Genomic DNA, 11524 nt, shown 5'->3' on the forward strand with positions numbered 1-11524 from the left:
CAGACTGTCAACAAACTGAAAAACGTTTACATATTCTTTTTTATATTATGCTTTTGATTATCATGGAATTTTATTATTATGATGTAAAGGAATTATCGATTTGAATTCTACCGTTTTACATATTTGAACAAAAAGGCCGTCTGAAAACAGAGTCTTGTTTTCAGACGGCCTTGATTTTATTTTAATGCGTTATTCGGGACGCATTTGCGGGAACAGAATCACGTCGCGGATGGTTTGCGAATCGGTCAGCAACATTACCAAGCGGTCGATACCGATGCCGCAGCCGCCGGTCGGCGGTAAACCGAATTCCATGGCGCGGATGTAGTCGGCATCGTAGTGCATGGCTTCGTCATCGCCGGCATCTTTTTGCGCCACTTGCGCTTTGAAGCGTTCGGCTTGGTCTTCCGGATCGTTCAACTCAGAGTAGCCGTTTGCCAGTTCGCGGCCGACAACGAAAAGCTCGAAGCGCTCGGTCAAACCCGGTTTGCTGTCGGATGCGCGTGCCAATGGCGACACTTCGACAGGGTAGTCGATGATGAAAGTCGGGTTCCACAGTTTGCCTTCGGCGCAACCTTCAAACAGGGCAAGTTGCAGGCTGCCGATGCCTGGAGACGGAGGCAGGCTTTCGCCGTGTTTGACGATTTCTTTTTTCAGCCATTCTTCATTGTTCAACTGCTCATCGGTGTAGTGCGGATTGTATTTTTTGATGGCACCGAGAATGGTTAAACGTTCAAACGGGCTTTCCAAATCGACTTCTTTGCCGTTGTAGCTGATTTTCGCCGTGCCGTTTACCGCGCGGGAAGCGTTGCGGATGATGTCTTCCGCCATCTGCATCATGCGCTCGTAGTCGGAGAAGGCTTCGTAGAATTCAATCATGGTGAATTCAGGGTTGTGGCGCACGGACATGCCTTCGTTGCGGAAGCTGCGGTTGATTTCAAACACGCGCTCCAAACCGCCGACCACCAAGCGTTTCAGATACAGCTCGGGAGCGATGCGCAGGTAGAGCGGAATGTCCAAAGCGTTGTGGTGGGTCACGAAAGGTTTCGCCGTTGCGCCGCCGGGAATCGGGTGCATCATCGGGGTTTCGACTTCCAAATAATGCTCGTTCACCATGAAATTGCGCACGGATTGGATGATTTGGCTGCGTTTGATGAAGGTATTGCGCGATTCTTCGTTGGCAATCAAATCGACGTAGCGTTGGCGGTATTTGGTTTCCTGATCGCTCAAACCTTTGTGTTTGTCGGGCAGAGGACGCAGGGATTTGGACAGCAGGCGGATGTTGGACACGCGCACAGTCAATTCACCGTGGTTGGTTTTGAACAAAGTGCCTTCTGCGCCGACGATGTCGCCCAAGTCCCAGTGGTTGAAGTCATCCAAGACTTCTTGGCTCACGCCTTTGTTGTTCAAATAAAGCTGGATTTGACCGGTCACGTCTTGAATGGTGGCGAAGCTGGCTTTGCCCATTTGACGTTTGAGCATCATACGGCCGGCCACTTTGACGGGAATGCCTTGCGGGTCGAGTTCTTCTTTGCTGATTTCGCCGTATTGGGTGTGCAGGTCGGCGGCAAAGCTGTCGCGTTTGAAATCGTTAGGGTAAGCGTTGCGTTCTTTGCGGATGTTGTGCAGTTTTTCGCGGCGCAGGGCGATGATTTGGTTTTCGTCCAACTGCGGCTCGATTTGAGGATTGTTTTGTTCGCTCATGATGTTTTCCGGAAAAATAAGTCAGGCTGCCCATGTGTTCAGACGGCCTGAATAAAGTGAAAAATTAGCTCTATTTTACGCGATGTCGGTATTTTTTTCTATAAAGGCAGAAAGGCCGTCTGAAACTTGAAAAATCAGCTTCAGACGGCCTTTTGCTTCATGAAGGGCAGTATCGGTGGTTAGATATCGGTTTCCAAATAAACAACTTGGGTTTGCAGATATTCTTCCAAACCGTGTTTACCGTCGGCGCCGCCGATACCTGATTTTTTCCAACCGGCATGGAAGCCCTGCATGGCTTCGAAGTTTTCGCGGTTGATGTAGGTTTCGCCGAAACGCAGGCGGCGGGTTACATAAAACGCTTCATTCAGATTGGTGGTATAGACGGAGCTGGTCAGGCCGAACTCGCTGTCGTTTGCCAAAGCGATGACTTGGTCGAGCGTGTCGAAAGTGGCAACCGGCAGGACTGGGCCGAAGGTTTCTTCTTTCATGATGTCCATGCTGTTGTCGGTATCGGTCAGCAGGGTAGGTTCGAAGAAGTAGCCTTTGCCGTCGGCACGTTTACCGCCGCAGACCAGCGTCGCACCTTGTTTGACGGCGCGTTCGACTTTTTCGGCAACGGCTTTGACGGCACGCTCTTCAATCAGCGGGCCCATTTCCAGTGCGCCGGGTTCGGCTTCGGCCGGGTTGCCGTAGCGCACGCCTTTCATGGCGGCAGTCATTTTTTCAATGAACGCGTCTTTCAGGCTGCTGTGGACATACACGCGCTCGGCGCAGTTGCAGATTTGGCCGGTGTTGCCGACGCGCGAAGCCAAGATGGATTTCACTGCCAAGTCCAAATCCGCGTCTTTCAAAACGATGGCAGGGGCTTTGCCGCCGAGTTCCAATGAGACTTTGGTAATGTTGGTGGCGGCGGCTTCCATTACTTGGCGGCCTGCTTCTACAGAACCGGTCAGGCTGACCATGTCGACTTGCGGATGTGATGCCAAGGCATTGCCGATTTCTGCACCCGGGCCGTTGACGACGTTGAATACGCCGGCCGGTAAGCCTGAAGCGTGAACGATTTCAGCAAAGATGTGGCAGTTGATCGGGGTGACGCTGCTTGGTTTGACGACGATGGTATTGCCTGTTACCAAAGCCGGGCCCATTTTGCGGGCGATCAGGAAGAAGGGGAAATTCCACGGCAAAATGCCGGCGATTACGCCCAAAGGACGTTTGAACAATAAAATGTTTTCGCGCGGGCGGTCGCTTTGGATGATTTCGCCTTCATAACGGCGCGCCCATTCGGCTTGATAATCGAGATAGTCGGCAGTGAACATGACTTCTATGCGTGCCAAGTCTTTGGTTTTACCGCCTTCGGCAACAATGGTGTCGGTCAGCTCGTCGGCGCGTTCGCGTATGCCTTGGGCGATTTTGCGCAAGTATGCGCCGCGTTCAACGGCAGGCAAACGCTCCCATGCGGCTTGCGCCTCTCTGGCGGCGGCAACGGCACGGTCAACATCGGCTTTTCCGCCTTTAGGCTCACGCGCGATGACTTCTTCGGTTGCCGGATTCAATACATCGCGCCATGTGCCGTTAAAATCGGTTTCAAAACGGCCGTTGATATACATAGACAGTTGTTTCATCAAACTTTCTCCTGTTTTGTAGTTGAATGTAGTTTTAGTCTATGCCTAAATTGTCTGGCATACAAGAGTATTTAGAGTGGGTTGACGGTAGGTATTTGGAAGTTTTTAGAAAAAGTTGATGGAAGGGGGGGAGTCGGGCTTGGTTGATTAAAGGTGGGTTTGTGCTGGTGTGATGCGTTGGGTAGCATTCAGACGCGGCATTGAGAAAAAGCCTGCATATGGCTTGATTTTGAAGATAGGGGAGGCATCGTATGGAGAAGGGTTTGATAGGGATGTAAAAAAACCTGCTTTTTTTAAAGCAGGTTTTCATATTTGGTGGGTCGTGAGCGATTCGAACGCTCGACCAACGGATTAAAAGTCCGCTGCTCTACCGACTGAGCTAACGACCCGATAAGCTGTGCATTATAGGGAGCTTGTTTCTTTTCGTCAACTGTTTTTTTGAAATTTTTTCAAAAAACGTAAATCGGTTGTTATTTGGCGTTAATTCTCCCGTTTTCGAGTATTAATTATGTTATGATTTTCTAATCTGTCAGTTCTGATGGATATTTTTTAGATCAAAGGATATACAACATGAAAAAATTATTGATTGCTGCGATGATGGTGGCTGGTTTGGCTGCTTGTTCTCAAGAGGCGAAACAGGAAACTCAAGAAGCGGCTTCTGCCGTTGCTTCTGATGTGAACGCTGCTGCTGAACACGCGGCTTCTGCTGCTGATGCTGCTGCTTCCGAAGCTAAAGGCGTTGCTGAACAGGCTGTTTCTGACGCTAAAGAAGCCGGTGCTGATGCGAAGGAAACTGCGGAGAAAGCAATTTCCGATGCTAAAGAAACTACCGGTAAAGCCATCGATGGTGCTAAAGAAGCCAGCGACAAAGCTTTGGACGATGCAAAAGCTGCTGTGGGCGAAGCTAAAGACGCTGCCAAAGATGCGGCTAAAGATGCTTTGGGTAAAGCTGCCGATGCAACTCAAGAAGCTGCCGACAAATTGAAAGATGCTGCTAAATAAGCTGGTGTTTGATATTTGAAAAGGCCGTCTGAAATGTTCAGACGGCCTTTTTATATCGGCAGATTATTTTTTCTCTTGCTGACGCGTGTACACCAAAGAAGTCAGGATGGACGCGCCCAGTGCGCCAAAGACGACGGACAGGGAAATGGAAATCGGGATATGCACCCAGTGCATAATCAGCATCTTGATACCGATAAAGCTCAACACGAAAGCCAAGCCGTATTTGAGGAAAATAAAGCGTTCGGCAAAGTCTGCCAGTAAGAAGTACATGGCACGCAGGCCCAAGATGGCAAAAATGTTGGAAGTGAGGACGATGAAAGGGTCGGTGGTTACGGCAAAAATAGCGGGGATGCTGTCCACGGCGAAGATGACGTCGCTCAATTCGATCATAATCAATACCAGCAAAAGCGGCGTAGCGATGCGTTTGCCGTTTTCAATGGTAAAGAATTTTTCACCGTCAAACTGTGGGCTGGTCGGGATGACTTTTTTGAGCAGGGTCAGGATTTTGTTTTGGGAAAGGTCTTCTTCTTCGTCCGATTCGGGTTTCATCATGTGGATGCCGGTATAGAGCAGGAATGCGCCGAAAAGGTAGAGAATCCATTCGAATTGCTGTACCAGTGCCGCGCCGATGAAAATCATGATGGCGCGCAGGACGATGGCGCCGAATACGCCATAGAGCAGGACGCGGTGTTGGAATTTGGGTTCGACTTTGAAATAGCCGAAAATCATCAGGAAAACGAAGATGTTGTCGACGGCAAGGGATTTTTCGAGCACATAGCCGGTGAAGAATTCGAGGATTTTTTCTTTGGCGACAACGGCCCCGTAAGCCGGGTTACCTGCCATTTCGAAATAGAGCCAGCCGGCAAATGCGCAGGATACGGCCACCCAAATGCCGCTCCAAGCGAGGGCTTCTTTAATGCTGACTTTGTGGGCGCCGTTTTTTTTCAGCGACACCATATCGATGGCAATCATGATTAAGACGGCAATAAAGAAGATGCCGTAAAACATCGGCGAGCCGACGGACGGGTATTGGGTCATAAACAATCCTTGTGTGTGGGGGAGGGGTAAGGTTTACCAAGACAGGTAGAACATTGCTTTGGCAAAAAAGACGATAAACAGCATATGGCTGAATACGACGGCGTGTATGTATTTCGACCAGCCGACGGTGAGGGTGTGCCGTGCCATTTTGACGACGGCGATGGCAAAATGTACCAAAACGCTTACTGCCAACAGGATTTTGATGCTCAGCATGATGCCGAAGGAGCTGTCGAAAGGGTGGTGCAGTATCGGCAGGTAGCGGTTGTACACCATCACGATCCCGCTGATGAACAGGGTAATGACGACAGGCGGCATCACGCGGACGGCACGATAGGACATGGCACGTTCGACTTCGCGGCGCGATTCGCGTGAAACTCGGCCGGTGTGTAAAACGGAGAGGACCAGCATTTCGAAAAATACGCCGCCGACAAAGGCAATCGCGCAATAAACGTGGATGATGTGTGCCAGTGCGTAGATACTCATGACGGGTGTTTCCGGTAATTCAGACAAGTCGTCATTGTATCACTACCGAATACAGTTGATGTATGCGCAATTTTATGCCAAATATATTAAATTTTATAAATATTCTTTTGGAATTACCGTTTGTTTTTGCATTTAACCGTTCATTAAGAGCGTTATCTTAGTTTAATTTGTCTTTACTTATCAGAAAATATATTAATGAAAGGTTGTGCCATACTATTTCATATAAAGCTTAACCTCTGATGGAGAATCAAACCATGAAGAAAACTTTTGCAAAAACTGTGACCTTGATCATGCTGGCCGCTTCTTTGGGCGCGTGTGCCAATATGACTCAAACCCAACGCAACACTGCTGCTGGTGCGGTATTGGGTGGTGTGGCAGGTAACTTGATTGGTGGCGATACCGGCTCTACCTTGGGTGGTGCGGCTTTGGGTGGCGTTATCGGCAGCCAGGTTCATACCCGCTACTAATCCTTTATTCGGTTAAAAATAAAAAAGGCCGTCTGAATGTTCAGACGGCCTTTTGTTTTGCGGTTTATTCGTTGACGAACGTTACACCGGTCAGTTGCGATTGCAAAATGGCAGTGCGCAAGGCAGTCAGTGCTTTCGGGCGGACAAAGTTGCGGCGATAAGCCAAAACGACACGGCGGTGCGGTGCAGTGCCTTCAAACGGGATAATGCTGAAAAGCATATGGTCGTTTTCGGTCAATGCGGTAGCCGGCATGACGCTGATGGCCAGGCCGCTGGCAACCATGTGGCGGATGGTGTTGATGGAGCTGCCTTGTAGGGTATTGGTCAAGCCCTGGATTTTTTGCTTGGAAGCCAATTCGGAACAGCTTGCCAACACTTGGTCGCGCATACAGTTGCCTTCGGACAGCAGCAACACTTGTTCTTCGCTCAAAAGCTGAGGCGTAACGGCATCGAGTTCTTCAAAGTGATGTCCTTTGGGAACGATGACGAAGAAAGGTTCGTCATACAGAGGCTCGGTTACGATGCCCGGCTCTTGGAACGGTTCGGCAACGACGATTGCATCGACATCGCCGCGTTTGAGCGACTCGGTCAGGATGTGGGTATAGTTCTCTTCCAGCATCAGCGGCATTTTCGGCGCGGTTTCACGCAGCGCGGTAATGAGCTTGGGCAGAAGGTAGGGGGCAACGGTAAAAATCAGGCCGAGTTTGAACGCGCCTTCCAATTCGTTTTGCTCTTCATTGGCAAGGTGCTTGATGAGTTCGGCTTCTTCCAGAACCCGGCGGGCTTGGGCGACAATGCGCTCGCCCGCTTCGGTCGTGATGATGTCGTTGCTGCTACGGTCGAACAGGGATACCGACAGCTCTTCCTCCAGCTTTTTGATGGCGATGGAGAGGGTGGGCTGGCTGACAAAGCAGCGTCGTGCGGCACGTCCGAAGTGACGTTCTTGTGCGACGGCTACGATGTAACGCAATTCGGTCAAGGTCATGTGTTAAGCCTTTTTTTGTTCCGGCAGGGTGATGTTCAGCTCAAGAACGTCCAAGCCGTCTTGTTTCTCTTGGGAGATGCGGATGTCGTCCAATGATACGTTGACGTATTTGGACAGGACTTCCAGCAGCTCTTTGCGCAAGGTCGGCAGATAGTCCGGAGCTTGGCCTTCTTGTGCGCGTTCTTGCGCGATGATGATTTGCAGGCGGTCGCGCGCGACGGTGGCGGTTTTCGGCTTTCTGCCGAACAGCATATCGAGCAGTGACATGTATTAACCTCCGAACAGTCGTTTTAAGAAGCTTTTCTTCTCAGCTTCGAGGAAACGCATTTCGCGGTTTTCACCCAAGAGGCGGGCGATAACGTCCTTGTAGGCTTCTGCTGCTGCGGCATTGTCTTGGTGGATGACAGGTTCGCCGGCGTTGGAAGCTTGCAGGACGTTTTGTGATTCAGGAATCACACCGATCAACGGAATACGCAAGATATCGCAGATGTCTTGTACAGACAGCATTTCGCCTTTAGCCACGCGCTCAGGGGAGTAGCGGGTAATCAGCAGGTGCTCTTTAACAGTGCTGCCTTGTTCTGCTTTGCGGGATTTGCTTTGCAAAATACCCAAGATGCGGTCGGAGTCGCGGACGCTGGATACTTCCGGATTGGTAGTGATGATGGCTTCGTCGGCAAAGTAGAGCGCCATCAGTGCGCCTTGTTCGATACCGGCAGGGGAGTCGCAGATAATGAACTCGAAGCCCATTTTTTTGCTGGACAGCTCTTTCATCACGTTGTCCACGCCTTCGCGGGTCAGCGCGTCTTTGTCGCGGGTTTGCGAGGCGGGCAGGATGTAGAGGTTTTCGCAGTTTTTGTCTTTAATCAGGGCTTGGTTGAGTGTGGCTTCGCCTTGGATGACGTTGATGAGGTCATACACGACGCGGCGTTCGCAACCCATAATCAGGTCGAGGTTGCGCAAACCGACGTCGAAGTCGATCACGGCGGTTTTGTGGCCGCGCAGGGCCAGGCCGGTTGCGATGCTGGCGCTGGTAGTGGTCTTGCCTACGCCGCCTTTACCTGAAGTTACTACGATGATTTTGGACACGATATTTCCTTTTTAAGTACTGATGTTTATTCGGCGTCGATTGCGCTGATAACCAGTCGGTTGTCTTGCAATGATACTTGTACGGGTTTTTTGTGCAGATGCTCGGGCAGGTCTTGCTCGAAGTTGCGGTAGATACCGGCAACGGAGACTAATTCGGCCTGCATGGAATGAATAAAGATGCGCGCGTTGGTGTTGCCTTTTGCTCCGGCCAACGCTCTGCCGCGCATGGGGGCGTAAATATGGATGTTGCCGTCGGCGATAAGTTCTGCACCTTGGCTGACGATGCCGGTAACGATGAGGTCGCCGTTTTCAGCGTACACCTGCTGGCCGGTACGCACGGGCGTGCTGACCAATACGGTCGGATTGTTGATGACGGTGGCTTGTACGTCTTGCGGCTGCGGGGCTTGGCGCGGGGTGGGCGCTGCCTGTGTGTCGGCTGCCTGGGTGGCGTTGCCTTGTTTGAAGACCAAGTGGTAACGTGCCGCCGCCGCCGCCCATGTGTCGCTGGTGTGGTGCAGCCCTAAGATTTGCATGCCGTAACGGGCAAACAGGGAAATCATGCCGCCCAAATCGATGGATTCGGGATGGTCGAAATCTTGTACGTCTAAAATAAAGGGAACGAATTCGTCTTGGGACTGGCCTGCCAGTTGGCGCAGGAATTCTTCCAATTCGGTTAGATCTGCGGTGTGCAGATGGATGGATAAGACGTCCAAACGTGACGTTTTTATGTCGAATGCGGGTTTCATTGTAATGAAATAATAAAATTTTTTAATGATGTAAGTTTACCGTGTAAATCTTGGCTATTCAATCTGTTTGGCCGTCTGAAACCAAAATATTTTGTTTGGGCGTTTTTTAGTTGTGTTTAGTGTGGTTTTTTGGTGTGAAGCTCTGTTTCAGACGGCCTTGGGGAAGGGGTAGCCGTGTGTGTCGATGTCATCGGCGGCCGCCCACGGTGTGTGGATGAGGGTGGACGGCAGGTGTGCCAATTCGGGGAGGTAACTGCGGATGTAGCTGCCGTCGGGGTCGATTTGGTGCGAACGGTGAGCATAGCGGACAGTGGTTGTGTCTTGAGCGGCAAGGTGCCAGTTGGCTTGGTTGAGCGCGGGGTCGGTGCCGGTTTGGACGGAGGCTGTCCACGCGATGCCTTGGTTGGGGTCGAGGTTGAGGGCATGGCAGAAATAGTGGGCGCACAGCTGCTGGAGAACAGGGTGTAAGTGGCCGGTGGCTTCGAGGCTGCGGATGGAGGCGTCGATGACGGGTACGCCGGTTTGGCCGTTGCGCCAGTATTCGCGCACCGGGGCGGCATCGGTTGTTTCGGGTAGTCGGCGGTGGTAGGCGAGCTGGTAGCAGTAGTCGCGGAAAATAAGCTTGTCCAGCCACTCGAAATGTCGGTTTGCCAAGCTTTCGGCGGCCAGCAGGCGCGGTGAAATGCAGCCTGCGGACAGGTAGGCATTGAGGAGGCTGGTGTTTTTTCGTGCCGGAAAATTTTGGGTAATCGGGTAGTGAACCAAATTCTGTTTGAACGCGTGCCATTGCGTTAAGGCCGCGGTTTCGCCGCCCTGTTGATAGGCAGGCAATACTGCGCCGGTATGGGCTGGAAACAGTGGAACGTTTTGTCCGGTTTGAACAGGCAATTCGGTTTCAGACGGCCTTTGTCCTGAATAGGCCTGCAACCATGCTTGTTTATAGGCGGCAAAATCGGTGTAGGGCAGGCCGTTGGCATCCATGAGGGGGGCTTTGGCCAAGATACCGCGGTCGTTGGCGTGTTGCAGGGCAATGCCTGCGCGGTCGAAATTGTGCCAGAGAAGGTTGTCTTGGCGGATTTCGGCTTCGGTGTAGGCTTCGTCAGTGATGACGGTATGGGCATGGAGCGAAGCGGCCAAGGGGAGGAGGTCTTCGTCGGAAGCGACGGCATATAAGGGAATATGGTGTGCCGCCAGACGGGTATGTAGCTCTTGCGCGGCTTGATAATGGAACAGGCTTTGACGCGGATTGTGGTTTTCAGACGGCCTTTGGCTGACCCAGACGCAGGCGATGGGTAAACCGCTTGCAACGGCGGCATTAAGCGCGGCATTGTCGTGCAGGCGGAGGTTGCGGCGGAACCAGACAAGGACGTGGGCAGATTTCATGAGCATGTTCCGACGGAAAAGGGGGAAACCATTTTATCAGAATCGGCCTTATGTATCAGGCCGTCTGAAAAATCTTTTGGTTTGATTTCGCTATATAATTTTGGTTTTAGCAACGAGATGCAACCATGACCGAGCAAACCGTTTTGGCACTCATTACCTGCCAAACCTATCCCGAACCGTCGGACAACCTGAAAACATTGGCGGCGCATTTGGAAACCATGGGTGTGAAAACCGTATTTGATGCGTGGCAAAACCATCCGTCCGCGCCGTTTTTGCTGCCTTTGTGCGCATGGGATTATGCCGCCGAACCCGAAGCCTTCCGCCAATGGCTGGAGCAAGCCGGGCAGGCGGGGCAGCGTTTTATCAATCCGCCCGAATTGATGGCTTGGAATATGGAAAAGACGTATTTGTGCGATTTGGCGGCGCGCGGCGCGCAAGTAATTCCCAGCGTGTTCGTTCCCGCGCACAAAGACAAATTGGCCGATATTCTGAAACAACAAGGCTGGACGGAAGCAGTCGTCAAGCCCGCATTCGGTCAGAGCGGCAAAGGTGTGGTCAAAGTTTGTGCGGAGGCATTGGACGTGGATATGGCGGATTATCCGCAAGGCATGATTGTTCAACCGTATATCCGCGAAATCGAAACGGCAGGCGAAACCTCGCTGGTGTTTTTCAACGGCGCATTCAGCCATGCCGTGCGCCGTCAGCCGCCGCAAGGCGAATGGCGCGCCAACTCGGCCTATGGCGTGTCGGTGTTCGGTATCGAGCCGCCCGAGTTTGCCATCAGTGCCGCGCAAGACGTACTGGCCGCCTTGCCGCAAATGCCGGTTTATGCCCGCGTGGACGGCACACTGATTGGCGATACCTTCCTGCTCAATGAGTTGGAACTCATCGAACCTGCCCTGTACCTGCACACCAGCGAAGGCGCGGCGGAGCGTTTTGCCCGAATGTTGGCTGGGTTGTTGGAATAGGATTGCGGCACGCACATTCAGGCCGTCTGAAAGACTTTTTTCA

At 51.8% G+C, this 11524-nt stretch carries 12 protein-coding genes and 1 tRNA gene; 3 read left to right on the forward strand and 10 right to left on the reverse strand.

What is annotated here, in order from left to right; all coding sequences use genetic code 11:
• Positions 1-189: 189 nt before the first annotated feature.
• The 3 genes from lysS to ACTHRY_RS08320 form a co-directional block, all read right to left on the reverse strand.
• Positions 190-1701, reverse strand: coding sequence for a lysine--tRNA ligase (gene lysS, locus ACTHRY_RS08310; protein ID WP_440374186.1), 1512 nt, complete (start codon positions 1699-1701; stop codon positions 190-192).
• Positions 1702-1880: 179 nt separating this feature from the next.
• On the reverse strand, positions 1881-3323 hold the full coding sequence (aldA, locus tag ACTHRY_RS08315; protein ID WP_049323417.1) for an aldehyde dehydrogenase: 1443 nt from the start codon (positions 3321-3323) through the stop codon (positions 1881-1883).
• A 313-nt stretch (positions 3324-3636) separates the two neighbouring features.
• Positions 3637-3712 (reverse strand) — tRNA-Lys (locus tag ACTHRY_RS08320).
• A gap of 181 nt (positions 3713-3893) precedes the next feature.
• On the opposite strand from ACTHRY_RS08320, the gene ACTHRY_RS08325 reads away from it, so the two are divergent.
• Positions 3894-4325, forward strand: a complete 432-nt coding sequence (locus tag ACTHRY_RS08325) for an Ag473 family lipoprotein (RefSeq protein WP_049322437.1) — start codon at positions 3894-3896, stop codon at positions 4323-4325.
• Between the two features lie 63 nt (positions 4326-4388).
• Here ACTHRY_RS08325 and ACTHRY_RS08330 read toward each other — a convergent pair whose 3' ends face one another.
• Positions 4389-5363 carry a TerC family protein gene (locus tag ACTHRY_RS08330; protein WP_049322438.1) on the reverse strand — a complete coding sequence of 325 codons (975 nt, stop codon included), beginning with the start codon at positions 5361-5363 and terminating at the stop codon, positions 4389-4391.
• Between the two features lie 33 nt (positions 5364-5396).
• Positions 5397-5846 carry a CopD family copper resistance protein gene (locus tag ACTHRY_RS08335; RefSeq protein ID WP_036493576.1) on the reverse strand — a complete coding sequence of 150 codons (450 nt, stop codon included), beginning with the start codon at positions 5844-5846 and terminating at the stop codon, positions 5397-5399.
• A 254-nt stretch (positions 5847-6100) separates the two neighbouring features.
• On the opposite strand from ACTHRY_RS08335, the gene ACTHRY_RS08340 reads away from it, so the two are divergent.
• Positions 6101-6313 carry a glycine zipper 2TM domain-containing protein gene (locus ACTHRY_RS08340; RefSeq protein WP_003684747.1) on the forward strand — a complete coding sequence of 71 codons (213 nt, stop codon included), beginning with the start codon at positions 6101-6103 and terminating at the stop codon, positions 6311-6313.
• A gap of 64 nt (positions 6314-6377) precedes the next feature.
• Here ACTHRY_RS08340 and ACTHRY_RS08345 read toward each other — a convergent pair whose 3' ends face one another.
• From ACTHRY_RS08345 to ACTHRY_RS08365, 5 genes are all read right to left on the reverse strand, one after another.
• Positions 6378-7298: a hydrogen peroxide-inducible genes activator gene (locus tag ACTHRY_RS08345; RefSeq protein ID WP_003749313.1), complete on the reverse strand. Its 921-nt coding sequence runs from the start codon at positions 7296-7298 to the stop codon at positions 6378-6380.
• Between the two features lie 3 nt (positions 7299-7301).
• Positions 7302-7565, reverse strand: a complete 264-nt coding sequence (gene minE, locus ACTHRY_RS08350; RefSeq protein ID WP_003680625.1) for a cell division topological specificity factor MinE — start codon at positions 7563-7565, stop codon at positions 7302-7304.
• A gap of 3 nt (positions 7566-7568) precedes the next feature.
• Complete coding sequence (gene minD / locus ACTHRY_RS08355) at positions 7569-8384, reverse strand: septum site-determining protein MinD (protein ID WP_049322439.1); 816 nt, start codon at positions 8382-8384, stop codon at positions 7569-7571.
• 26 nt (positions 8385-8410) lie between these two features.
• Positions 8411-9130, reverse strand: coding sequence for a septum site-determining protein MinC (minC, locus tag ACTHRY_RS08360; RefSeq protein WP_003749320.1), 720 nt, complete (start codon positions 9128-9130; stop codon positions 8411-8413).
• 147 nt (positions 9131-9277) lie between these two features.
• Complete coding sequence (locus tag ACTHRY_RS08365; protein ID WP_065423764.1) at positions 9278-10513, reverse strand: FAD-binding domain-containing protein; 1236 nt, start codon at positions 10511-10513, stop codon at positions 9278-9280.
• Positions 10514-10638: 125 nt separating this feature from the next.
• On the opposite strand from ACTHRY_RS08365, the gene ACTHRY_RS08370 reads away from it, so the two are divergent.
• Positions 10639-11481, forward strand: a complete 843-nt coding sequence (locus tag ACTHRY_RS08370; protein WP_049322441.1) for an ATP-grasp domain-containing protein — start codon at positions 10639-10641, stop codon at positions 11479-11481.
• Positions 11482-11524 lie beyond the last annotated feature (43 nt).

It is taken from the genome of Neisseria sp. P0004.S004 (assembly GCF_051963335.1).
Taxonomy (GTDB): Bacteria; Pseudomonadota; Gammaproteobacteria; order Burkholderiales; family Neisseriaceae; genus Neisseria.